We start from the raw sequence: 24,210 nt of genomic DNA on the forward strand, positions 1-24,210 counted from the left end.
CTGGTGTCTTGCGGGTTATCGAAAGCGGAGATCAGGCCAGGCTGGCCAGGTAGGCGCGCCAGCCGCCGAACTCCGTGATGTCGCGCGCGCCCTCCAGGCCGCGCGGCTCGCAGATGAATCCCTTGACCTGGCGGCCGTCCGCCAGCTCCAGCGTGCCGATGCCCAGCGGCGCGGGGATCTCGGCCACGAAGGCGCCGAAGGCGGCCAGCGGTACGTCCCAGAGTTCGACCTCGATGGGCGCGCCGCTCGCGGACTTCACCAGTCCGGGCTTGGGCGGCGTGGTGTTGGCCAGGGCGTACAGGCGGTAATCGCCGGCCGTGCGCGCCGCTTCGACGAACACGGCGCGGCGCGAGGTCAGTTGGTGGTTCAGCGGCATGCCGCGCAGGTGCGCCCCCACGACCGACACGCGCACCGTGTCACGCGCGGGGAGGACCGCATGCTCGGCTGCGGGCAGCGGCGCACCGGTGGCGCCCAGCGGCAGCGCCAGACGCGCCTGCCACTGGCGTCCGAACTGCGCCAGCGCATGGTCCTGCCAAGCCATGCCGATCAGCGTGATGCCCGCGGGCAGGCCGTCGCCGCGCATGCCCGCCGGCAGCGCCAGCGCCGACAGGTCGGCCAGGTTCGTGAAGTTGGTGTAGATCCCCAATCTCGAGTTCAGCGTCACCGGATCGGCTTCGAGCTGGGCGATGGTGTAGATCGTGGGCGTAGTCGGCACCACCAGCGCATCAAAGCCCGCCAACGTCTGATGGATGCCGCGCGTCAGCTCGGCGCGCCGGTACTCGGCTTTGAACGCGTCCAGCGCGCTGTAGTTGGCGGCTTGTTCGACGATGCCGCGCACCACCGGATGGATGGCCTCGGGGTTCTGCTTCCACAACGCTTCCACGGCGGCAAAGCGCTCGGCCACCCAGGGCCCTTGGTACAGCAGCGCCGCCAGCTCGCTGAATGGCGTGAAGTCGATGGGTTCGACCGTTGCGCCGCTGGCCTTCAGGTCGCTCACGGCCTGATCGAACGCCGCCGCGGCCTGCGCATCGCCGAAAAATTCCAGCTGCGCGGGAATCGCCAGCCTGGGTTGCGCCGGCCAAGGATTTGCGCTCCCTACAGGCTGAGCGCGCGAATAGGGGTCGCGCGCGTCCCAACCCGCTGCAATGTCGGCTACCAGTTCGGCGTCGTCCACCGTCAGCGCGAACACCGACACGCAGTCCTGCGTGCGGCATGCCGGCACCACGCCTGCCGCGCTGAGCCGCCCCTTGGTGGGCTTGAGGCCCACGATGTTGTTGAACCCCGCCGGCACGCGGCCCGAGCCCGCCGTGTCGGTGCCCAACGAGAAAGCGGCCAGGCCGCGCGCCACCACGGAAGCCGAACCCGAACTGGAGCCGCCGCTGACGTAGTCCGGATTGAACGTATTGGGCACCGCGCCCAGCGGCGAACGCGTGCCCACCAGTCCGGTGGCGAACTGGTCCAGGTTGGTCTTGCCCACCAGGATGGCGCCGGCCGCGCGCAGGCGGGCGACCACGGTCGCATCTTCCTCGGGCGTATATGCGAATTCCGGGCAGGCCGCCGTGGTGGGCCAGCCGGCGGCGTCGATATTGTCCTTGATGGCGAACGGCACGCCATAAAGCGGCAGCCGCGTCAGGTCGCCGTTGGCCGCTTCCAGCAGCCCTTGCAGAGCGTCGAGCTGCCGCGCCAGCATGGCGCCGTCCACGCGCTTGATCCAGGCATTGTCTGGCGCGTTGCCGCGTTCGGCCCAGGCGGCCAACAAGGTCTCGGGCGTGGCGCCCTCATTGCGATAGGCGGCCTGCCACTGCGCGATCGTGCAGGCGACGGGGCCTTTGTGCGTTGCTACGGCGTTCATGCTGGAATCCTTTCTTGTATACAAGTACGGATTCCCAAGCAATCGGCGTGCCATGTCGGACGCCGCCCCGCGCCTGCCCCGATTCCCTGCGGCAAGGGGCCGCCTGCGGCACGAAGCCATCGCCGCGGCGCCACATGCGCGCACCGCCAGCGGGCGGCGCGCGCACCCATGTTGTGCACGCGGCACCAGATCGGCCCGTGCCGCCTGGCGCGCCGCCATCCGTGGCGCGCCCTTCGTCTACCCCCTTTCATATAGCGGACTGCGCGTGCCCGCGCGGTTGGCATGCCTTTTGCTTTTAGGTCCTCGTTGTCGTGTGTTTTCAGATCGTTCTCGCCGGCACGGCCGGCACATTCCAATCAGGAGTCACCATGAAACGCAGACTAGCCCTTAAGCAACTGACCGCCGTGAGCCTGTTGGCCATGTCCGGATGGATGCCGCAGGTACTCGCCGCCGAGGAGACCATCAAGGTCGGCATCCTGCATTCGCTGTCGGGCACGATGGCGATCTCGGAAACGTCGCTCAAGGACGTGGCCCTGATGACCATCGACGAGATCAACGCCAATGGCGGCGTGATGGGCAAGAAGCTCGAAGCCGTGGTGGTGGACCCGGCGTCGAACTGGCCGCTGTTTGCCGAGAAGTCGCGCCAGCTGCTGTCCCAGGACAAGGTGGCGGTTGTCTTCGGCTGCTGGACCTCGGTGTCGCGCAAGTCCGTGCTGCCGGTGTTCAAGGAACTCAACGGCCTGCTCTTCTACCCCGTGCAATACGAGGGCGAGGAGCTCGAGAAGAACGTGTTCTACACCGGCGCAGCGCCCAACCAGCAGGCCATACCCGCCGTCGAATACCTGATGAGCGAAGACGGCGGCGGCGCCAAGCGCTTCGTGCTGCTGGGCACCGACTACGTCTACCCGCGCACCACCAACAAGATCCTGCGCGCCTTCCTGCATTCCAAGGGCGTCAAGGACAGCGACATCGACGAGGTCTACACGCCTTTCGGCCATTCCGACTACCAGACCATCGTCGCCAACATCAAGAAGTTCGCCACGGGCGGCAAGACAGCCGTCATCTCCACCATCAATGGCGACTCCAACGTGCCCTTCTACAAGGAGCTGGGCAATGCCGGCCTGAAGGCCACCGACGTGCCGGTGGTGGCGTTCTCGGTGGGCGAAGAGGAATTGCGCGGCGTGGATACCAAGCCGCTGGTGGGCCACCTGGCCGCGTGGAACTACTTCCAGTCGGTCAAGAACCCGGTGAACGACGCCTTCATCCAGAAATGGAAGGCCTATGCCAAGGCCAAGAACCTGCCCAACGCGAATACGGTGGTGACCAACGACCCGATGGAAGCCACCTACATCGGCATCCACATGTGGAAGCAGGCGGTGGAGCAGGCCAAGACTACTGACGTGGACAAGGTGATCGCAGCCATGGGCGGCCAGAAATTCAACGCGCCCGACGGCTACACCATCGAGATGGACAAGACCAACCACCACCTGCACAAGCCGGTCTACATCGGCGAAATCAAGGCGGATGGCCAGTTCAGCGTGGTGTGGAAGAGCAAGGGTCCGATCCGCGCCCAGCCCTGGAGCCCGTACATCCCGGGCAACGAAGGCAAGCAAGGTCTCTAACGCACCGGGAACAAGCAGCCATGCGCATCGCGGCAATCGCACTCTACTTGCGTCGTTTCCTGCTGGCATGGCTGGTGTCCCTGCCGCTCGCGGCCGCCCCGGCGGCGGCAAGCGGCGTGGACCCGGCCTTGCTTGCGCCGCTGGCCGGCGACGACACGGACGCCAGGCTCCAGGCGATTGCCGCGCTGGGCCAGCTGCCCGAACCCGAGGCGGCAGCGGTGCTGCAGGCGCTGGGCGAGGACCGGCTCTACGCCGCCGATGACGGCCGCGTGCTGATCGGCAACGGCGGTGCGCGCGCCATCGATGCGGCGACGGGCGCCGCCGCCGAGCTGCCCCCAGGCGCAGGCGCCATCGGCATCAATAACCGCCTGCGGCGCGCCATCGAGGCGGCGCTGGCGGGTTCGCGCCTGTATTCCGAGCAGCCCGCCGAGCGCCTGGCTGCGGCGCGCCGTCTGCAGCAGACCGGAGACCCGGCGCGCCTGCCCATGCTGGAAAAGGCATTGGCGTCCGAAAAGAACGAAGCCGTGCGCGACGCGCTGCTGATCGCGCAGGCCAACCTGGAATTGAAAAGCGGCGATCCCGTCAAGCGGCGCCATGCGGTCGAGGTGCTGGGCGCCACCCGCAACGCCGCATTCCGTCCCACCCTGGCCGCGCTGGCCGAGGAGCGCGACGGCGCCTATGCGGAACCCGACGCCGGCGTGCGTGAGGCCGCGGGCCACGCGCTCAAGCAGATCGACCGCCACCTGGCCACCATCGAATGGGCCGGCAACCTGTTCTACGGCATCAGCCTGGGCAGCGTGCTGCTGCTGGCGGCGCTGGGCCTGGCCATCACCTTCGGGCTGATGGGCGTCATCAACATGGCGCATGGCGAACTGCTGATGATAGGCGCCTATGTGACCTACGTAGTGCAGACGGCGTTCCGCGCCTGGCTGCCGGGCTGGCTGGACTGGTATGTGCTGGCCGCGTTGCCGCTGGCCTTCGCCGTGACGGCGCTGGTCGGCATGGCGCTGGAACGCACCGTCATACGCTGGCTCTATGGCCGGCCGCTGGAAACGCTGCTGGCCACCTGGGGCATCAGCCTGATCCTGATGCAGGGCGTGCGCACGCTGTTCGGCGCGCAGAACGTGGAGGTGAGCAATCCCGGCTGGATGTCCGGCGGCGTCACGGTACTGGGCGGACTGGTGCTGAGCTACAACCGCCTGGTCATCATCGGCTTCGCCTTCTTCGTGGTGTTCCTGGTCTGGGCGCTGCTGAACCATACCCGCCTGGGCCTGTTCGTGCGCGCCATCACGCAGAACCGCCGCATGGCCGACTGCGTGGGCGTGCCCACCGGCCGCGTCGACATGCTGGCCTTCGGCCTGGGCTCCGGCATCGCCGGGCTGGCTGGGGTGGCGCTGTCGCAGCTGGGCAACGTGGGGCCGGACCTGGGCCGCGGCTACATCGTCGATTCGTTCATGGTGGTGGTGCTGGGCGGCGTGGGCCAGCTCGCCGGCACCGTCATCGCCGCGCTGGGCCTGGGCGGCGTCAACAAATTCCTGGAGCCCTATGCCGGAGCCGTCATGGCCAAGATCACCATCCTGGCGCTCATCGTGCTGTTCGTCCAAAAGCGGCCGCAAGGCCTGTTCGCCCCTCGCGGCCGGAGCGTCGAATGAAACAGAACGCGCTGACTGACCTGAATCTGCTGACCCGCCGCCCGCTGTACTCGGGGCGGGTGTGGGCCGCCCTGGCAGCGGCAGTGGCGCTCCTGGCGCTGCTGCCCTTGCTGAATCTCGCTTTCCCTCCCGGCCATGCGCTGCATGTGTCGGCCTATGCCGTGGCGCTGCTGGGCAAGTTCATGTGCTACGCCATGGCGGCGCTGGCGCTGGACCTGGTGTGGGGCTATGCCGGCATCCTGTCCTTGGGCCATGGCCTGTTCTTCGCGCTGGGCGGCTATGCGCACGGCATGTACCTGATGCGCGCCATCGGCCGCGACGGCGTCTACCAGAGCGACCTGCCCGACTTCATGGTGTTCCTGGACTGGAAGAGCTACCCCTGGTACTGGTCCTTTACCGAGCACTTCTGGTACGCCATGCTGCTGGTCGTGCTGGTGCCGGGCGTGCTGGCCTTCGTGTTCGGCTACTTCGCCTTCCGCTCGCGCATCAAGGGCGTGTACTTTTCCATCATCACGCAGGCGCTGACCTTCGCCGCGATGCTGCTCTTTTTCCGCAACGACACGGGCTTCGGCGGCAACAACGGTTTCACCGACTTCAAGCGCATCCTGGGTTTCGACATCACCGCGCCCGGCACGCGCGCCGCGCTGTACTGGATCACGCTGGCCGCGCTGGCAGGCGCGCTGGTCCTTGCGCGCGCGGTCACGCAGAGCAAACTGGGCCGCGTGCTCACCGCCGTGCGCGATGCCGAGAGCCGCCTGCGCTTCATCGGCTACGACCCGCTGGGCTTCAAGCTCTTCGTCTGGACCCTGTCCGCGGTGCTCTGCGGCATCGCTGGCGCGCTCTACGTGCCGCAGGTCGGCATCATCAACCCCAGCGAGATGTCCACAGAGACCTCGATTGAAATGGTGATCTGGGTCGCCACCGGCGGACGCGGCACGCTGGTCGGCCCCATCATCGGCGCGGGCGCCGTCAACGGCCTGAAGACCTGGTTCACCAGCGTGCTGCCGGAATTCTGGCTGTACGCGCTGGGCTTGATCTTCGTGCTGGTGACGCTGTTCCTGCCCACCGGCATCGTCGGCCTGGCGCGCCGCATCTGCGCCCGCATCCAGGGGAACAAGGCATGAGCAGCACGCACATCGAATCCGCCGCGCTCGACGGCGGCCCCAGCGGCGATGCCGGCTACGGCCGCGTCAGCCCCAAGGGCCTGGACACCAGCCACGGCGCCATCCTTTACCTGGAAGGCATCACGGTCAGCTTCGACGGCTTCAAGGCCTTGAACGACCTGACGCTGGACATAGGCGTGGGCGAACTGCGCTGCATCATCGGCCCCAACGGCGCTGGCAAGACCACCATGATGGACGTCATCACCGGCAAGACCCGGCCCACTTCGGGCACGGCCTACTTCGGCCAGAGCATAGACCTCACCACGCTGAACGAAGCGCAGATCGCGCATGCCGGCATCGGCCGCAAGTTCCAGCGGCCCACGGTGTTCGAGCAGCACAGCGTGTTCGAAAACCTGGAGCTGGCGATGAAGACCGACAAGCGCGTGCGGCCCACGCTGTTCGCGCGATTGAGCGGCGAACAGGCCGACAAGATCGGCGAGACGCTGGACCTGATCCGGTTGCGGCCCGAAGCGGCGTTGCCCGCGGGGCTGCTGTCGCACGGCCAGAAGCAGTGGCTGGAGATCGGCATGCTGCTGATGCAGGAGCCGCAATTGCTGCTGCTGGACGAGCCGGTGGCGGGCATGACCGATGCCGAGACCGAACGCACCGGCGAGCTGCTCAACGAATTGCGCGGACGCCATTCGCTGATGGTGGTGGAGCACGACATGGATTTCGTCAATCAGATCGCGGGCGACGGCAAGGTCACGGTGCTGCACGAAGGCTCGGTGCTGGCCGAAGGGCCGATGAGCAAGGTGCAGGCCGATCCGCGGGTCATCGAAGTCTATCTGGGGCGCTGAGATGCTGGACGTAAACACGATCGACCAATACTACGGCGGCAGCCATACGCTGCGCGGCGTGTCGCTGTCCGTGCGCCAGGGCGAATGCCTGGCGCTCTTGGGACGCAACGGCGTGGGCAAGACCACATTGCTCAAATGCGTGATGGGCGTGCTGCCGGTGGCGCGCGGCGACATCGCCTTCGACGGCGCGGACGTCACGCGCCTGGCGCCGCACCAGCGCGCGGCGTGCGGCATGGCCTATGTACCCCAGGGCCGTGACATCTTCGCCCGCTTGACGGTGGAAGAGAACATCCTGATGGGCATGGCGACCAAGCCGGCGGCGCGCGCGCGCCGCATCAAGGAAGAGGTGTACGAGCTGTTCCCCGTGCTGCGGACCATGCTGTCGCGCCGCGGCGGCGACCTGTCCGGCGGACAGCAGCAACAGCTGGCCATCGCCCGCGCTCTGGTGGCCGAGCCCAAGCTCATCATCCTGGACGAGCCCACCGAAGGCATACAGCCGTCCATCATCAAGGACATCGCCCGAGTCATCCACATGCTGCGCCAGCGCGGCGACATCGCCATCCTGCTGTGCGAACAGTACTTCGACTTCGCTCGCGAACTGGCGGATCAGTTCGTGGTGCTGTCGCGCGGCGTCGTGGTGGCGCGCGGCGACCGCGACGCCATCGACGGCGAGGATGTGCGGCGGCATCTGTCGGTTTAGGGTCCGCGCCGGACCTCGATTATTCCTGGCAAACGCTGGACGGCAGCCCCATCTGCTCCGATATAATCGGGCGCCATGTGCTCCGCTGCCTACCTGACCCGCCCCGCCGTGTGGATTGCGCTCGTCGCGATCCTGTGGGCGTCGTTGGCGCCGTCGCTGGCGCATGCACTGAGCCTGTCTCCGGCCAGCCACAACGCCCATCGCATCAGCGTCGACTTCTGCACCAGCGAAGGCGCGGGGCAAGCATCCCTGACCCTGGAGGTGCCGGGCGGCAGCAATGACGGCACCCAGGCGGACGATCACGGCGACAGCCATCATTGCCCGCTTTGCCGCAACCCCAACGCTGACGTGGGCATTCTGCCCGCGCCCGTTCCCGTCGTGCCAGCCCCTCTCGGCCGCGCCATCACGTATCCGCCGCTGTTCTTCCTCGCGGCCCATCCTCTTCATGCCTGGAGCGCGGCCCAGCCGCGCGCACCGCCCGCGGTCTGAGCCGGCGCGCCCCGCCGCCTGACGGCGGCCGGTTTGCGTCCACCGCTGTTATCCCGCCGCCACGTTCCGTCCGCGCCTCCCGGCGCGCCCGGATGCGTGCCGTCATTCAGGCTCATGCGTCCCGGCCAGCCCCGCCCGCTTTGCGAGGGCCGCCGAGCGCGCGGGCCGGACCACCGGTTCCAGACATGAAGAAGACCACGACCTACACCCTGCTGCTGGGCGCGCTCGCCAGCGGCTCCGCCCAGGCCCTGACCACGGAACCCGCCGTGCCCACCCTGGCGCCCACCACCGTGCACGGCGCCGCCTCCGAAGAGCCCGCGCCCAACGGCCCCATCGACCTGAACGTGCGCGACAGCACGGGCAGCCGCCTGGGCCTGACCCTGCGTGAAACGCCAGCCAGCGTCACCGTGATCTCGCGCGAACAGATCGAGGCGCGCGGATCCTTGAACACGCAGGAGATCGCCCGCGGCATCCCCGGCGTGGACAACGCCTCGCCGCCGGGCAACGCGGGCGCGGTCAGCTACCGCGGCTTCTCCGGCGGCCAGGTCTCGCAACTGTTTAACGGCATTTCCGTGCAGTACGACTCGATCGCGGCGCGGCCGGTGGATAGCTGGATCTACGACCGGGTCGAAGCGATCGGCGGTCCCTCCACCTTCCTGTTCGGCGCGGGCGCGGTCGGCGGCGCCATCAACTACGTCACCAAGCTGCCCGAACGCGACACCTTCTACGACGGCCAGCTGCGCGTGGGTTCGTTCGACAGCCGCCAACTGTCGGTGGGGCTGAACCAGCAACTGGCGGGCGAGCCCGGCGGCCGCGGCCACTATCTGCGCATCGATGCCAACACCGGCTCCAGCCACGGCTGGGTCGACGGCAACCATTCCCGCGCCAGCCAGGTGGCCGCCTCGCTACTGTCCGATCTGGGCGCCGACGTGACCCAGACCTTTGCCTTCGAGTACCAGCGCGAACAGGTGGACCGGCCCTACTGGGGCACGCCGCTGAAAACCGACGCCAACGGCGTGGTGCAAGGCACGGGCCGCATCCTGGATGGCACGCGCTTCAAGAACTACAACGTCAACGATGGCCTGTACGAGCAGTCGGTGCTGTGGGCGCGGTCCCTGACCGAATGGCGCGCCGGCTCCAATCTGACCTTCAAGAACACGCTCTACTACTATCGCGCCGAGCGCGATTACCGCAATCTGGAGAACTACCGCCTGAACGCGGGCAACAGCCTGGTGCTGCGTTCCGGAGCGCTGTTGCAACGGCACGAACAAAGCCTGATAGGCAACCGCGTCGAGGGCCTGTACCGCTCCACCCTGGCCGGCCTGCCCAGCGACTGGTCCTTCGGCGTGGACGTCAGCCAGAACAAGATCACGCGCTATCCGACCAGCCTGCCCGGCCAGGTCGACGCAGTGGATCCCTACGACTTTTCGGCCGGCGATTTCTACGACATCCCCGGCATGAAGCGCGGCCACGTCGCCGACCGCGACAACCGCATCCGCACGCTGGCGCTGACGATGGAGAACCGCACCACGGTGCTGCCGGGCGTGGCCATCGTGTCGGCATTGCGCAAGGACTTCATCGACATGGACCTGACCAATCGCCGCCCCGTCACCGCCGCCTCGCCCGCCAGCGCGCAGCGCAGCTACTCGCCGCTGACCGGACGGCTGGGCGTGAACTGGGAGCTGAGTCCGGAGGCCTCGCTGTACGCGCAGTACGCCACCGCGGCCGATCCTCCCTCGGGCATCCTGGCCACCGCCTCGTTCGCCGACGTGCTGAACAATGACAAGCTCACCACCGGCAGGCAGGCCGAGGTGGGCGGCAAGTTCAACTTCTGGGACGGCCGCGGTTCAGCCACCGTGGCGCTCTACGAGATCAAGCGCAAGAACATGGCGACCTCGGACCCTAACAATCCCGGCGTCAGCGTGCCCGTGGGCGCGCAATCGGCGCGCGGCATCGAGCTGGCCGGCGGCCTGCAGCTGACCTCCCAGCTATCCCTGCAGGGCAATGTCGCCTTCGTCGATCCCAAGTACGACGACTTCTCGCAGTCCGTGGGCGGCGTGGCGGTCTCGCGCAACGGCAACGTGCCCACCAACACTCCGCGCCGCCTGGCCAACGTCTGGCTGGACTATGCCTTCCTGCCCGACTGGACCGCCAGCATGGCCGCGCGCTACGTGGGCCGCATGTACGCGGACGCCGCCAACAGCGTCTGGACGCCGTCCTACACCGTGTTCGACGCGGCGCTGTCGCACCGGATCAACCGCAACCTCAGCGTGACGGCGCGCGTGCGCAACCTGACCGACAAGGTCTATGCCGCGAACGCAACGCCGACCATGTACTACCTGGGCGCGCCCCGCTCGTTCGAGCTCACCTTGCAGGCCCGCTTCTGAGCGGCGCGCCAGGACAGACCGCCATGAACACGACGCTACCCTCCTCCGCCCGCCATCGCGCCGGGCCGCCGCTGTCGGCGCGCGCCAAGCGCTGGCTGTACCTGATCCATCGCTGGGCGGGCATCGTGCTGTGCCTGTTCTTCGCCATGTGGTTCATCTCCGGCGTGGTGATGATGTACGTGGGCTATCCCAAGCTCACGCCGCAGGAACGCCTGACGCACTTGCCCGCGCTGGATTCCGGGGCGATCAGTGTCACACCCGCGCAGGCGCTGGCGGCGGCGGGAGCCAAGGACGCCGCCGGCATGGCGCTGGCCGCCGCCCGCGGCGGCGCGCCGGTCTACGTGATTCCCGGCGAGGCGCGCCGCGCGCCCAGGATGGTGGACGCCGCCAGCGGCGCTCTGTTGCCCCCGGCCGATGCCGCGACCGCGCTGGCCACGGCCCGTGCCTGGTCGGCAGGCCAGTATGCCGCCCGCTACCTGGGTACCGTGGACGAAGACGCCTACACCCATTCACGCGTGCTCGGCCCCGACCGGCCGCTGCACCGGGTGGACCTGGACGATCCCGCGCATACGCGGCTCTACATCTCGTCCGCCACGGGCATGGTGGTGCTGGACGCCACCCGCGCCGAACGCGTCTGGAACTACGCGGGCGCCTGGATCCACTGGCTGTATCCGTTCCGCGGCAATGCGCTGGACGGTTGGTGGCACGACATCGTGGTGTGGCTGTCGGTCGCAGGCGTGCTGCTGGCCGTGACGGGCACGGTGGTCGGCATCCTGCGCTGGCGCTTTTCGCGGCCCTATGCCAGCGGCAGCCGTTCGCCCTACCGCGAAAACATGATGCGCTGGCACCACCTGAGCGGCCTGCTGTTCGCGGCCATCACCATCACCTGGATCTTCAGCGGACTGATGTCGATGAATCCGTGGAAGCTGTTCAGCAGCGGAGCGCCGCCCTTGGCCCAGGGAGCCTATGCCGGCGCGCCGGGGAACACGCTGGCCACGCCCGGGGAACTGATCGCAGCCCTGCCCGCCGCCCCGCGCGAATTGCGCTGGGCCCGCGCCGACGGCCAGGACGTGGTGCTGGCGCGCAGCGCCGCAGGCGCCCCGCTGGTGCTGTCGGCCGGCAACGCGCAGCCCTACACGTTCGACCCGGCGGCCCTGCGCGCCGCCGCCGCCCGGCTGGTCCCCGGCGCCCGGCTCGCCAGCGCCGAAACGCTGCAGGCCTACGACTTCTATTACTACGCCCGCGACGAGCACGCGATGCTTGGCCATGTCGAGAAGCCGCTACCCGTATGGCGGCTGACCTATGACGATCCGCAGGCGACCTGGGTCTATCTGGACCCGCGCACGGGACAGATCGTGAGCCGGCAGGACAGCGGTTCGCGCACCAGCCGCTGGCTGTTTGCCTTTCTGCATAGCTGGGACTGGACCGGCCTCTTGTCGCGCCGTCCGCTGTGGGACGCCCTCCTGGTGTTCCTGAGCCTGGGCGGCGCGGCGCTCAGCCTGACCGGCGCGGTGATAGGCTGGCGGCGGCTGGGCAAGAAGCTGCGGGCCTGAAGCGCCGGCGCGGATGCACTATGCTCACAGCCTTGCATGACGATCTACCGGAAAGAGGAGCTTCCATGTCCGACGTAACCATCTATCACAACCCCAAGTGCGGCACCTCGCGCAACACCCTGGCCATGATCCGCAACGCCGGCATCGAACCGGAGGTCGTGCTTTACCTGGAAACGCCGCCCTCGCGCGCCACCTTGAAGGCACTCTTCAAGAAGGCCGGCGTCAGCGTGCGCGAGGCCCTGCGCGAGAAAGGCACGCCTTACCTGGAACTGGGCCTGGACGACGCTTCCCTCTCGGACGACGCGCTGCTGGACGCGATCGAGCAGCACCCCATCCTGCTGAACCGCCCCTTTGTCGCTACGCCGCTGGGCGCGCGCCTGTGCCGCCCGTCGGAACTGGTGCTGGACATCCTGCCCGCCCCGCAGCAAGGCGCCTTCGCCAAGGAAGACGGCGAAGCCGTGATCGACGCGCAGGGCAAACGCATCCAGAAGTAAAAGGACGCAGTCCGCGGCCTTTTGTAAGCGGACTGACGGCTGGGATCATTACCATCGCGGCAATCGTTTCATTACGCCGCGATGACAAGTCATGAATTCCCTTGAAAGCCTCAACCAGTCCCTTTTTCTCTCGATCAACGCCGACCCGGCCACTCCGGTTTGGCAGATCCACGCCGCCATGCTGGTGGCGAACCGGCTGATCCTGCTGGTGCCGGTCGTGTTGGCCGCCCTGTGGCTGTGGGGCGGCCGGCCGCAGCGCGAGGTCGCGCTGAAGGCGCTGGCCAGCATCGCCGTGGCGCTGTTCGCAAGCTACCTGTGCGGCGCGCTGTGGCCGCATGCGCGGCCCTTCGTCATCGGCCTGGGACACGCCTTCTTCCCGCACAAGGCGACGTCGTCGTTTCCCAGCAACCACACCATCATCATCGCCACGCTGGCGTTCGCGCTGATCTATGACCGGCGCTGGGCCGGCTGGGGCTGGCTGGCGCTGGCCGCGGCCGTGCTGGTGGGCGCTTCCCGCGTCTACCTGGGCGTGCATTTCCCGCTGGACATCCTGGGCGGACTCCTGCTGGCGCCGGTGGCCGCCGCGCTGACCGCAATGGCGTGGCGCCGCTGCGGCGAACCGCTAACGGGCCTCACGCAGGGGCTGTACCGCAAGGTCCTGGCCCTGCCGATCGCGCGCGGCTGGATCCGCGCCTGAACGAACGCCGCGCTCAGTTGATCGCGACCTTGGCGTCCTTGACCAGCTTGGCGTAGTTCTCGGTATCCGTGCCGATGCGCGCCTTCATCTCGGCTGGCGTATCGCCGATAGGCACAGCGCCGATCTCGGCCATCCGCCGCGAGAAGTCGGGCGAACGGATGATCTTGACCATCTCGGCATTCAGGCGCCCGACCACGTCCGCAGGCGTGGCCGCCGGCGCCAGCACGCCAAACCAGGTCCCCATGTTGAAGGGCTTCAGACCGGCCTCCTCCATGGTCGGCACATCGGGCAACGCGGCCGAACGCTGATTGGTGGTGACAGCCAGCGCGCGCAGCTTGCCGCTCTGGATGTGTGCCAGCACCGGCGTCACCGTGTCGAAGGACATGTCGATCTGGCCGCCCAGCAGGTCGGTGGTGAGCGGCCCGCTGCCCTTGTAGGGCACGTGCAGCAACTGCACATGCCCTTCCTTTTCGAACTGCGCGCCAATCAGGTGTTGCCCCGTGCCCATGCCGTTCGAGCCATAGGTCAGCTTGCCCGGCTGGCCTTGCGCCAGCTTCAGCAAGGACTTCACGTCCTGCGCCGGCAGCTTGGGATTGACCACCAGCACGTTGGGCACCAAGGCCACCGTGGTCACCGGCGCGAAATCCTTCTGGAAGTCGTAATGCAGGCTCTTGTAGACGCTGGTCGCGATGGTGTGGTGCACGGCGCCCATCAGCAGCGTGTAGCCGTCGGGCGCGGCCTTGGCCACGTAGTCCGCGCCCAGGGTCGAGCCCGCGCCTGGCTTGTTCTCCACCACCACCGGCTGGCCCAGGCTCTTGGCCAGCTCCTGGCCCAGCGCGCGCGCCAGCACGTCGGTGGTGCCGCCGGCCGGAAACGGCACGACCAGGTTCACGGGCCGGACCGGATAGCCCTGCGCCTGCGCGCCGCCTGCGAAGGACAGGCCCGCCAGGCAGGCCAGCGCCAGGATGCGCGCAGGTATCGTTCTCTTGTGCATGCTTGTCTCCTCGGTACGAATGGAATTCGCTTGTTCTCGTGGATCCCGCAGCGGGCCTGGGGTCTTGCGCCCCGATCCCGCTTCGGGTTTGCTTCGCCTATGCGGCCTTGGCCCTGTCCGCAGCCGCCAGCTTCGCGCACACGGCCGCCGTGACTTGCTCCGTGGTGGCGGTTCCGCCCAGGTCGCCCGTGTGCAGAGAAGGATCGGCAGTCACGCTTTCGATCGCCTGCATCAGCCGCGCGGCGGCCTGCGTTTCGCCCAGGTGCTCCAGCAGCATGACCACGGACCAGAAGGTGCCGACCGGGTTCGCCAGGCCCTTGCCCATGATGTCGAAAGCCGATCCGTGGATGGGTTCGAACATGGAGGGATAGCGGCGTTCCGGGTCGATGTTGCCGGTGGGCGCGATACCCAGGCTGCCGGCCAGCGCCGCCGCCAGGTCGCTCAGGATGTCGGCGTGCAGGTTGGTGGCGACGATGGTGTCCAGCGAGGCGGGGCGGTTCACCATGCGGGCGGTGGCCGCGTCGACCAGCTCCTTGTCCCAGGTCACGTCCGGAAACTCGCGGCTCACCTCCATGGCGATCTCATCCCACATGACCATGGCGTGGCGCTGCGCATTGGACTTGGTGACTACCGTCAGCAACTTGCGCGGACGGGATTGCGCCAGCTTGAAGGCGAAGCGCAGAATGCGTTGGACGCCCGCGCGGGTCATGATGGACACGTCGGTCGCGGCTTCCAGCGGATGGCCCTGGTGGACCCGGCCGCCCACGCCGGAGTATTCGCCTTCGGAGTTCTCGCGCACGATGACCCAATCCAGCTGTCCCGGCGCGCAGCGCTTGAGCGGCGCGTCGATGCCGGGCAGGATGCGCGTCGGACGCACGTTGGCGTACTGGTCGAAGCCCTGGCAGATCTTCAGCCGCAAGCCCCACAGGGTGATGTGGTCGGGAATGTGCGGATCACCGGCAGAGCCGAACAGGATGGCGTCCTTGCCGCGCAGCGCATCCAGGCCGTCGGCCGGCATCATCACGCCGTGCTTGCGGTAGTAGTCGCCGCCCCAGTCGAAATCCTCGAACTCGAAACTCAGGCCGCCGTCCCGGGCCAGTTCCTGCATGATGCGCTGTCCGGCGGGTATTACTTCCTTGCCGATGCCGTCGCCGGGGATGGTTGCGATGCGATAGGTCTTCATGTGCCGACTGGGCTCCTTGCTGGTGAGATGCTGTCGGCACTGTACTGAGGCCCGCGGCCTGCGGGCGCCGTGGAATTCACAACATCTTTTACCTGGAGTTGAAGGTGGCAGACGGAGAAACCGGACGCACATGAAAAAACAGCGCCCGCATGGGGCGCTGTGTCAGGTTGCGGCCATGAACCAGCCGCGGGCGCGCTGCGATCAGCAGCGGCCGATGTTCAGGTCGGAGATCAGGTTGTTGAAGTTCTGGCGCAGGCTGTTGGCGTCGTCTTCGATGGTGGGACGCATCATCTTGAACGCGCCGGTGCGCGCGGCGTCTTCCTTGTAGCGGCCATTGTTGGTGTGTTCCAGGATCTTGCGGCCGGAGGCCAGGAAGCCGTTGACGTTCATCATCATGCCGGAGCAGCCCTTGGCGTCGGCTTCACGCGTCTTCTTGTCGAAGCCCAGCGCCATTTCGTTCATCTTGTCCAGCTCCTGCTTGAACGCGTCCTGGTCGGCGCCCAGGCCCTTGCCCTCAAATACGCCCGAGGCCTTGTCCATCGTGGCCTTGCCGTAATAGACCATGCCGGCGCGGTAGTAGGCGACCGTGTCCTTCTTGGCTTTCTCGAAGGCTTCCTTGGTGTTGGCCGTGTCCTTGATGGAGATGCCGCGGTAAAAGCCGTTCTCCGCCTTCACGACTTCGGTCAGCGCCGCGACATAGGCCGGACTCTTCTCGCGCGCCAGCGCGCCGTTGTCGGACAGGAAGGTCTTGGCTGCGGCATAGTTCTGCAGTTCGTGGCTCAGCGGCGCCAGCTTGCCCAACGCATCCGAGAATTCCTTGGCCGGCCCGTCGATCTCGGCGATGGACGTCGTCATCGCCAGCGCGCGGTCGAGCTTCTCCTTGGTGCGCTGGATCGTCGAATCATTGCTGATGACAAAATCCTTGAGCGGCTTGCCTTCCTTCAGCGCCGGGACGGCATAGGCCTCGTAGCGTTCCAGCGCCTGCTCGAAAGTCGTGGAAATGCTGTTGGCGGTGTCGACGTACTGGTTGTACTTGGTGATCTCGGCCTGGGCGGTGGCCGCCTCGGGCGCTTTCGCTTCCTTCTTGGCGCTATCGTCGCCGCACGCGGCGAGCGCCAGCGTGACGGCCAGAACTGCGGACATGCGCAAGGGGCGCGGCATAAACATCTTTGTTTCCTGTTGCGGGTTGCTCTGAAGGGGACGCATGATATGCCCATCAGATGCTTAACAAGCTACAAATCTATTCAACCCTGTCACAAGAATTTTCAAGCCATCTCTGCTCGTGATCCAGCAGCCAGCGCTTGCGGTGCAGTCCGCCGCCGTAACCGGTCAGGGCGGCGTCAGCGCCCACGATGCGGTGGCAAGGCACGACGATGCCTATGGGATTCGCCCCATTGGCCGCGCCCACCGCTCGCACGGCTGCGGGACGCGCGATGCGATGCGCCAGCGCGCCATAGCTGATCGACTGGCCGCCCGACACTTCGCGCAACGCCCGCCACACTTCCCGCTGGAAGTCCGTGCCGCCCGTGGCCACATCCAGCGCGTCGATGGCGCGCACGTCGCCGTCGAAGTAATCCAGCAGCGCGCGCCGCGCGGGCGAGGCCTGGGCCGCATCGCGCAGCGCCACGTTCTGATGGCGGTACTGCCTGCGCAGCAACAGATGCATGCGCGCTTCGTAGTCTTCCCAGTCGACCGCCCGCAGGCGCCGCTGCTCGTCGCTCAGGACCAGCATCAGGCCGATGGGCGTGGGTACGCGTTCAAGCAGAAATGTCTGGGTACGGGCTGGCATGGAATGGCCTCCTGCGATGATCGACGCAAACAATATAGGCGGGGGAGCGAGCCATGCGCTGGCGGTTTTCGGACAGGAATGCCGCATCCACAACACTGTCCGAAAACCGCTAGATCCGACGCCCGCCGCGGCGTTAGCATGATTCCATGGACCTGAACCACGACGCCTGCTACAGCGCCATCCAAGTGCGCGACTCCCGTTACGACGGCCGCTTCTTCACGGCAGTGAAGACCACGCGCATCTATTGCCGCCCGGTCTGCCCCGCGCGCACGCCATTGTCGAAGAACGTCACGTTCTACGCCACCGCGGCGGCGGCGCAGGAAGCCGGCTATCACCCCTGCCTGCGCTGCCGACCGGAGACCGCGCCGGAAGTCGGACCCGGGCATGAACTGCCCGACAGCGTGGCGCGCGCGCTGCAACTGATCGAACTGGGCGCGCTGGACGAGGACGGGGTGGACGCGCTGGCGCAGCGCCTGGGCGTGGGCGAACGCCAGTTGCGGCGCCAGTTCCGCCAGCACCTGGGCGCCTCGCCCGTGGCCGTGGCCCAGACGCGGCGCGTGCTGCTGGCCAAGCAGCTGATCCACGAAACCCGGCTGCCGATGGCGGAGATCGCTTTCGCGTCGGGCTTTGGCAGCATCCGCCGCTTCAACGAGATCTTCCATGACCTGTTCGCGCGCGCCCCGGGCGAACTGCGGCGCTCCGGCAAGCCGGAAGTTTCCGCGGCGCAGGAGGGCGAGATCAAGTTGCTGCTGCGCTACCGTCCGCCCTACGACTGGGACGCCATGCTGGCTTTCCTGCGGCTGCGCGCTATTCCCGGCATCGAACACGTCACGGACGACAGCTATGCGCGCACTGTCCTGCTGGACGGCTGCCAGGGCACGGTGACGGTGCGCCCGGGCCGCGGCGATGCGCTCGAGGCCACGGTGCGCTTTCCCCGGCTGCAAGCGCTGCCGGCCATCATCGCGCGCCTGCGCCGCGTCTTCGATCTGGCCAGCGATCCGGTCGCCATCGCCGCGCAGTTCGCCAGCGATCCCGTCATGACCGAACTGATCCGCGCGCGGCCCGGCCTGCGCGTGCCTGGCGCCTGGGACGGCTTCGAGCTGGCCATGCGCGCCGTGCTCGGGCAGCAGATCACGGTGGCTGCGGCCATACGCCTGGCCGGCAAGCTGGTGGCCGCGCACGGCGCCGCCATGACCCGTCCCGAAGGCGCGCTGACGCATGTGTTCCCCTTGCCTGAAGCCGTGGCGGCGGCCGAGCTTGCGTCGCTGGGCATGCCGCGCAGCCGCGCGGCCACCTTGTCGGCGGTCGCCGCGGCGGCAGTGGCGGACAAGCATCTGTTCGATGCCGCCGGCGGCCTGGAAGACGCAGTGCGCCGGCTGCGCACGATACGCGGCGTGGGCGAATGGACGGCGCAATACATCGCGCTGCGCCAGTTGCGCGAGCCGGACGCGTTTCCGTCCGCCGACATCGGCCTGATCCGCGGACTCGAAAGACTGGAAGCGCGGACCTATACCCCGGCGCAATTGCTGGCCCGCGCCGAAACCTGGCGGCCTTGGCGCGCCTACGCGGCGCAGCACCTGTGGACGGCCTGAGCGCGGCCCGGGTTCACCACTGGTCTTCCGCGCCCTTGCGGAAATACGCCACCAGGAAGTCCACGAACACGCGCACCTTGGCCGACAGGTGGTGCCGTTCCGGAAAGACAGCGTAGATGTCGGCTTGCGGCAAGGCGTAGTCTTCCAGCACCTGCACCAGCCTGCCGCTGCGCAGATAGCGCGCCAGATCCCATTCGGCGCGCTGCAGGATGCCCAGGCCGGCCAGGCCCCAGGTCAGCGTCACTTCGCCGTCATTGCTGCTGAGGTTGCCGCGCACCTTCACGGTCTCGCTGCGGCGTCCCTTGGTGAAACGCCACAGGCCGTACGCAGCTTCATTCTGCCGCAGCACGATGCACTGGTGCCGCGCCAGGTCGTGCGGCGTGGCAGGCACTCCGTGGGCCTTCAGGTAGCCCGGCGACGCGCAGACCAGGCGCCGGTTAGGCGCGATCTTGCGGGCGATGAGGCGGGTGTCGGGCAGGTCGCCGAAGCGCACGGCCACATCGACGGCGTCCTGCACGAAGTCGGCCGGGCTGTCGGTCAGTTGCAATTGCAGCGACACCTCGGGATATTTCCGAGCGAACTCCGCAATCGCGGGCGCGATGTAGCTGCGGCCGAAACCCAGCGGCGCGTTGATCTTGAGCAGGCCGCGCGGACTGTCCTGGCGGCTGGCGATCAACTGGTCCAGGTCTTCGATCTCGCCCAGGATGCGGCGGGCGTTCTCCAGGTAGACCTCGCCTTCCGCGGTCAGGCTCAGGCGTCGCGTGCTGCGATTGACCAGCCGCACGCCCAGCCGCGCCTCGATCTGGGCCAGCCGCTTGCTGACCGCGGCCGGCGTGACGCCCAGCTCGCGGGCGGCGGCGGACATGCCGCCGGCGCGCACCAGTTCGACGACCAGCTGCAACTCGTTGGAATGTCCCATGGCCCCTCCAGGTCCGCAGGGTGCGCGGCACCCTGGCGCGGGGCGGATCAGTCGCGGAAGTTTTCGAACTGCAGCGGCAGGTCGACGTCGGTCTTCTTCAGCAGCGCGATGGCGGTCTGCAGGTCGTCGCGCTTCTTGCCGCTGATGCGCAGCTTGTCGCCGTTGATCTGCGATTCCACCTTGAGCTTGGCGTTCTTGATGGCGGCGATGAGCTTCTTGGCCACCGGCTGCTCGATGCCTTGCTTGATGGTGACCTTCTGGCGGGCGCCACCCAGGTTTTCAAGGGGATCGGCCACGTCCAGGCAGCGCACATCGATGCCGCGGGCCGACAGGCGGCCGCGCAGGATGTCCAGCATCTGCTTGAGCTGGAAGGCGCTGGAAGCGACCTGGGTCACGACAAATTCGTCGAGCTCGAACTTGGCGTCGGTGCCCTTGAAATCGAAGCGGGTGGCCAGTTCGCGGTTGGCTTGATCGACAGCGTTGGAGAGTTCGTGTTTGTCGACTTCGGAGACGACGTCAAAAGTAGGCATGACACGGGGTCCTGTTGGGTAAATGTTGAAAAAGGCGAATACCAGCGTAACGCCTATTTTACCGGCCCCACAGCCCGAGTCACGCCATCAGCACCAGCAGGCGGCCGGCCTGCAGGGGATGCGCGATCACCTGCGCGTCGATACCGTAGGCCAGATACAGATTGGCCGGCGTCAGGACCTCTGCCGGCGTCCCCTGGGCGATGCCGCGTCCGCCGCTGAGCAGCAGCAGGCGGTCGCACCAGCGGGCGGCCAGATTCATGTCGTGCAGGATCACCAGTACACCCGTATTGCCGGCATGGGCCAGCTCCCAGGAGCGCCGCAGCAGGTCGCCCTGGTGCTTGGGATCCAGGCTGGCGGTGGGTTCGTCCAGCAAGAGGTAGCGCGGCTCGTCGCGTTCGCGCGCGGCATGGCATTGAACCAGTACGCGGGCGAACTGGACGCGCTGCTGTTCGCCGCCGGACAGCTCGGGATAGCGCCGCCCGGCAAGATGCGCGGCGTCGGCCTCGCCCAGCGTTTGCGTCACCAGCGCGTCCACCACGGATGGCGCCAACTCCGGGAACGGATAGGCGCCCATGGCGACCACCTCGCGCACGCTCAGGTCGAAGGTCAGCCCCGGCTTTTGCGGCAGCACGGCGCGGCGGCGCGCCTGCTGCCGGTGCGGCATGGCGGCAAGCGAGGTTTCGCCCAGACTCAGCTGGCCCGCATCGGCAGGCAATTCCGCTGACAACACGCCCAGCAAGGTGGATTTGCCGGCGCCGTTGGCCCCCAGCAGGCCCACGACTTCTCCCGGACGAATGTCCAGCGATACATCGGTGAGAATGCGCGCTGCGCCGCGATTCACCGTCACGTTTTGCGCGGTTAGCGTCATCCTATCCTCCGTCCGCGCGCCAGCAGCCACAGAAAGAACGGCCCGCCCACCAGGCCCGTCACCAGGCCGATAGGCAGCTCCGCCGGCACCACCACGGTACGCGCCAGCCAATCCGCGAGGATCAGCGCCAGGCCGCCGGCCAGGATGGTCGCAGGCAGCAGCCAGCGGTGATTGGCGCCCAGTGTCATGCGCACCAGGTGCGGCACCACCAGGCCGACGAAGACAATGGTGCCCGTGGCGGCGACCAGGGGCCCGACGATGAGCGCGCTGGCCAGCACCAGCCTGGCCCGCACGCGCTTGAGCGTGTAGCCCAGATGCTGGGCCTCGCGCTCGCCCAGCAGCAGCGCGTTCATGACGCGCCACTGGCTCATCAGCCACAGGCTCACCAGCAGCACCCAGGGTCCCAGGAAGGCCAGCACCTTCCAGTTCGCGCCGCCCAGGCTGCCCATGTTCCAGAACGTCAGGTCGCGCAGCTGCGCGTCGGTGGCGACGAAGGTGAACAGGCCGATCAGGCTGAACGCCATGGCCGTGATGGCCACGCCTGCCAGCAACAGGCCCGCCACGCCCGGCACGCGCCGGCCCACCGCGTAGGCGCAAAGCGTGGCCAGCAGGCTGCCGGCGAAGGCGGCAGGCGCGGTGATCCAGAAGCCGCCGGACGTCAGCACGATGGCGGCCACCGCCCCCAGCGCGCCGCCCGCCGAGATGCCGATCAGGCCGGGTTCGGCCAGCGGATTGCGGAACAGCGCCTGCATGGCCGCGCCGGACACCGCCAGGCCCGCGCCCGCCACCAGCGCGAACAGCACGCGCGGCAAGCGGATGTCGATCAGCACATTGCGCCACAGGGCAGTCTCCGGCGTGGGCGCGCCCCACAGCAGGGACGGCAGCTCGCGCAAGGGGATCGCCACCGCGCCGTTGGCGGTGGCGGCCACCACGGCCAGCATCAGGGCCGCTGCCAGCAGGCCCAACGCCAGCGGCGCGCTAACGCGCCATGACATGCGCAACCTCCTGCTTGAGCTGGGTCAGCGCCAGCGGCAGGCGCGGTCCCATGCCCAGGATGAGCAGGTCGTCCATCACGACGACGCGCCGCTTCGCGGCCGCCTGGGTGGATGCGATGCCCGGCATGCGCAGGAGGGCGTCCATGCCGCCGCCGGCGTCCAGCGATGCCTGCGTCACGATGATCAGGTCGGGCGCCAGCGCCCCCATGGCCTCGGCCGACAAGGGCTTGTAGCCATGCTGGTCTTGCAGCACGTTCACCAGCCCCGCCAGGTGCATGACTTCGTTGGCGGCGGTGTCGCGGCCGGCGCCTTGCGGCGAGCCTGTGCGATTGATCAGCAGCAGCGCCCGCGCGCGCGTCGCGGGTACCGCCTCGGCGCGCGCGAGCTCGCGCGTGACGTCTTCCACCATGCGTTCGCCCGCCGGCGCCACGCCCAGCGCGTCGGCAATGCCGCGGATGCGCGACTTGAGCGAATCCACCGACGGCGCGTCCGACACGGTGACGACGCGCACGCCGACGTCCGCCAGGCGCTTGAGCGCGTCCGGCGGTCCGGCCTGCTCGGAAGCCAGCACCAGATCGGGCTTGAGCGACAAGACGCCTTCCACCGGTACCGAACGGTAGTAGCCGACGCGCGGCAGCTTGGTCGCGGCCTCGGGATAGAGGCTGGAGAGATCGTCTCCCACCAGCTTGTCGCCCTGCCCCAGCTGATACACGATCTCGGTCACGGTGCCGCCCAGGGTCACCACCCGGGCGGGCGGCGCCGCGTACGCGCCGAGCGCGATTGCCCAGCCCGCCGCCATTGCCAACCATTTTTTCATCGCTACGTCCTTATGGGCTCAGGCGGCCAGCGGCACGCTGCACAGGCTGATCATCAGTTCGCGCCATTGCGCCAGCTCCGGCTTGCCGGGCTTGCGCTCGCCGAAGAACTGCGCGATCAGGTCGCCGGTGGCGGAATACAGCTCCAGCGAGGTGACCCAGCCGTCCGTGGTCGGCTTGTTCACCACCCAGGCGGACGCGATGGCGGTCGTGTCCAGGTGCAGGTTGAACTTGGGGTCCAGCACGTTGTACCAGGGGCCGGTGCGGCGCAATTGCTGCACCGGGCCGGTATGGATCTGGATCATGCCGCGGTTGCCCACGAAGCACATGATGGACAGCCCGGACTGCGCCGCGGATTCCAGCATGCGTTCGACGGCATCGGCCGGCACCAGCTGCGCCAGGTCCTCGCCCGCGGCCGCCAGGGCGGCCAGGCGCGACACCTTGAACTTGCGCAGCAGGGGGAAGAATTCGTGCGTGTCCTGCATGCCCAGCCAGGCCTCGCGCCACTGCGCGCCGTCCTCGACCCGGTCGGCGTCGGCGGCGGGCGCATAGGGCTGGGTCTCGGGCCATTGCGCCTCGCCCGCGAACTTGGCGACCAGGGCATCGTAGGCGGTGGCGTCGGTGGCGTCGGTACGGTAGACCTTGTGCACCGCCACGCCCGCGCCGTCGAAGAACTGCAGGCTCTGGCGGCCGTCCTGCTCGACCGCCCAGGCCGACTTCCAGGCCGTGAAGAAGACGCGCAGGTCGATGTCCGGCCCCAGCACCAGGCCTACCGGACCGTCGGCCTGGATGTCCTCATACACGCCGTGACGCTCGTGCACACACCAGTCGTTGCGCGTCAGCGCCATGACCGGGCCCAGCGTGCCCAGTTCGCGGAAGATCTCCTGGGGCGTGCCGTGCAGGGCGGTGGCCTTCAGGCCGCTGCATTCGGCCGCGACCCACTCGGCTTCGGACACTCCCAGCGATTGCGCCAGGTTGCGGGCGCGCAGCTTGGGTTGCGAGGCGGCCAGCGCCTCGTTGCGAGCGCGCAGTTCCTGGGCGCGGGACATGAAATCGGTGTTGCTCATCGTGGGCCCTCCGGCCGTTGCTAAGGTTTGCGTAGACCGCCGCCGTCCCGGC

Annotated in this window: 22 protein-coding genes; 11 read left to right on the top strand and 11 right to left on the bottom strand. The window is 67.9% G+C overall.

Annotation, left to right across the window (positions count from 1 at the left end; all coding sequences use genetic code 11):
• Positions 1-31: 31 nt before the first annotated feature.
• Positions 32-1,852, bottom strand: a complete 1,821-nt coding sequence (gene atzF / locus IB259_RS12565; RefSeq protein WP_192329162.1) for an allophanate hydrolase — start codon at positions 1,850-1,852, stop codon at positions 32-34.
• Positions 1,853-2,220: 368 nt separating this feature from the next.
• Between atzF and urtA the strand changes: the two genes are divergently transcribed.
• The 10 genes from urtA (at position 2,221) to IB259_RS12615 (ending at position 13,406) form a co-directional block, all read left to right on the top strand.
• Positions 2,221-3,474 (top strand): urea ABC transporter substrate-binding protein, encoded by a 1,254-nt coding sequence (urtA, locus tag IB259_RS12570; protein WP_192329163.1) that lies wholly within the window; start codon positions 2,221-2,223, stop codon positions 3,472-3,474.
• A 20-nt stretch (positions 3,475-3,494) separates the two neighbouring features.
• On the top strand, positions 3,495-5,126 hold the full coding sequence (gene urtB, locus IB259_RS12575; RefSeq protein ID WP_054451620.1) for an urea ABC transporter permease subunit UrtB: 1,632 nt from the start codon (positions 3,495-3,497) through the stop codon (positions 5,124-5,126).
• The gene (gene urtC, locus IB259_RS12580; protein ID WP_175164444.1) at positions 5,123-6,250 is read left to right on the top strand and encodes an urea ABC transporter permease subunit UrtC; all 1,128 of its coding nucleotides are present in this window, start codon (positions 5,123-5,125) and stop codon (positions 6,248-6,250) included. Before urtB ends, urtC begins: the two co-directional genes overlap by 4 nt.
• The gene (gene urtD, locus IB259_RS12585; protein ID WP_054451622.1) at positions 6,247-7,086 is read left to right on the top strand and encodes an urea ABC transporter ATP-binding protein UrtD; all 840 of its coding nucleotides are present in this window, start codon (positions 6,247-6,249) and stop codon (positions 7,084-7,086) included. The genes urtC and urtD overlap by 4 nt, the downstream gene beginning before the upstream one ends.
• Before the next feature lies 1 nt (position 7,087).
• Positions 7,088-7,786 carry an urea ABC transporter ATP-binding subunit UrtE gene (gene urtE / locus IB259_RS12590; RefSeq protein WP_192329165.1) on the top strand — a complete coding sequence of 233 codons (699 nt, stop codon included), beginning with the start codon at positions 7,088-7,090 and terminating at the stop codon, positions 7,784-7,786.
• A 75-nt stretch (positions 7,787-7,861) separates the two neighbouring features.
• A complete protein-coding gene (locus IB259_RS12595; protein ID WP_119449222.1) occupies positions 7,862-8,275 on the top strand; it encodes a DUF2946 domain-containing protein in 414 nt (137 codons plus the stop codon).
• 185 nt (positions 8,276-8,460) lie between these two features.
• The gene (locus IB259_RS12600; protein WP_192329167.1) at positions 8,461-10,662 is read left to right on the top strand and encodes a TonB-dependent siderophore receptor; all 2,202 of its coding nucleotides are present in this window, start codon (positions 8,461-8,463) and stop codon (positions 10,660-10,662) included.
• A gap of 23 nt (positions 10,663-10,685) precedes the next feature.
• On the top strand, positions 10,686-12,215 hold the full coding sequence (locus tag IB259_RS12605; RefSeq protein WP_192329169.1) for a PepSY-associated TM helix domain-containing protein: 1,530 nt from the start codon (positions 10,686-10,688) through the stop codon (positions 12,213-12,215).
• A gap of 65 nt (positions 12,216-12,280) precedes the next feature.
• Positions 12,281-12,709 (top strand): arsenate reductase (glutaredoxin), encoded by a 429-nt coding sequence (arsC, locus tag IB259_RS12610; protein ID WP_054451627.1) that lies wholly within the window; start codon positions 12,281-12,283, stop codon positions 12,707-12,709.
• 91 nt (positions 12,710-12,800) lie between these two features.
• Positions 12,801-13,406, top strand: coding sequence for a phosphatase PAP2 family protein (locus tag IB259_RS12615; RefSeq protein WP_054451628.1), 606 nt, complete (start codon positions 12,801-12,803; stop codon positions 13,404-13,406).
• Positions 13,407-13,419: 13 nt separating this feature from the next.
• Here IB259_RS12615 and IB259_RS12620 read toward each other — a convergent pair whose 3' ends face one another.
• The 4 genes from IB259_RS12620 to ogt form a co-directional block, all read right to left on the bottom strand.
• Positions 13,420-14,400 (bottom strand): tripartite tricarboxylate transporter substrate binding protein, encoded by a 981-nt coding sequence (locus tag IB259_RS12620; RefSeq protein ID WP_192329172.1) that lies wholly within the window; start codon positions 14,398-14,400, stop codon positions 13,420-13,422.
• 97 nt (positions 14,401-14,497) lie between these two features.
• Positions 14,498-15,583: a tartrate dehydrogenase gene (locus IB259_RS12625; RefSeq protein WP_192329173.1), complete on the bottom strand. Its 1,086-nt coding sequence runs from the start codon at positions 15,581-15,583 to the stop codon at positions 14,498-14,500.
• Positions 15,584-15,784: 201 nt separating this feature from the next.
• Positions 15,785-16,750: a DUF3829 domain-containing protein gene (locus tag IB259_RS12630; RefSeq protein WP_192329174.1), complete on the bottom strand. Its 966-nt coding sequence runs from the start codon at positions 16,748-16,750 to the stop codon at positions 15,785-15,787.
• A gap of 73 nt (positions 16,751-16,823) precedes the next feature.
• A complete protein-coding gene (gene ogt / locus IB259_RS12635) occupies positions 16,824-17,372 on the bottom strand; it encodes a methylated-DNA--[protein]-cysteine S-methyltransferase (RefSeq protein WP_082400780.1) in 549 nt (182 codons plus the stop codon).
• Positions 17,373-17,518: 146 nt separating this feature from the next.
• Here ogt and IB259_RS12640 point away from each other — a divergent pair, with 146 nt between their 5' ends.
• Positions 17,519-18,964, top strand: a complete 1,446-nt coding sequence (locus IB259_RS12640; RefSeq protein ID WP_175212492.1) for an AlkA N-terminal domain-containing protein — start codon at positions 17,519-17,521, stop codon at positions 18,962-18,964.
• Positions 18,965-18,977: 13 nt separating this feature from the next.
• On the opposite strand, the gene IB259_RS12645 is transcribed toward IB259_RS12640, so the two are convergent.
• From IB259_RS12645 to IB259_RS12670, 6 genes are all read right to left on the bottom strand, one after another.
• Entirely contained in the window at positions 18,978-19,883 is a 906-nt protein-coding gene (locus IB259_RS12645; protein ID WP_054451633.1) for a LysR family transcriptional regulator, read from the bottom strand.
• Between the two features lie 47 nt (positions 19,884-19,930).
• Positions 19,931-20,413 carry a YajQ family cyclic di-GMP-binding protein gene (locus IB259_RS12650; protein ID WP_054451634.1) on the bottom strand — a complete coding sequence of 161 codons (483 nt, stop codon included), beginning with the start codon at positions 20,411-20,413 and terminating at the stop codon, positions 19,931-19,933.
• A gap of 79 nt (positions 20,414-20,492) precedes the next feature.
• Positions 20,493-21,281 (bottom strand): heme ABC transporter ATP-binding protein, encoded by a 789-nt coding sequence (locus tag IB259_RS12655; protein ID WP_119451781.1) that lies wholly within the window; start codon positions 21,279-21,281, stop codon positions 20,493-20,495.
• Positions 21,278-22,222 (bottom strand): iron ABC transporter permease, encoded by a 945-nt coding sequence (locus IB259_RS12660; protein ID WP_119451788.1) that lies wholly within the window; start codon positions 22,220-22,222, stop codon positions 21,278-21,280. The genes IB259_RS12655 and IB259_RS12660 overlap by 4 nt, the downstream gene beginning before the upstream one ends.
• 37 nt (positions 22,223-22,259) lie before the next feature.
• On the bottom strand, positions 22,260-23,093 hold the full coding sequence (locus IB259_RS12665) for a hemin ABC transporter substrate-binding protein (protein ID WP_192329175.1): 834 nt from the start codon (positions 23,091-23,093) through the stop codon (positions 22,260-22,262).
• Positions 23,094-23,111: 18 nt separating this feature from the next.
• Positions 23,112-24,158: a hemin-degrading factor gene (locus tag IB259_RS12670; RefSeq protein ID WP_192329177.1), complete on the bottom strand. Its 1,047-nt coding sequence runs from the start codon at positions 24,156-24,158 to the stop codon at positions 23,112-23,114.
• Positions 24,159-24,210 lie beyond the last annotated feature (52 nt).

It is taken from the genome of Achromobacter sp. ACM04, assembly GCF_014851465.1.
In the GTDB taxonomy this organism is placed as follows: Bacteria; Pseudomonadota; Gammaproteobacteria; order Burkholderiales; family Burkholderiaceae_B; genus Achromobacter; species Achromobacter aegrifaciens.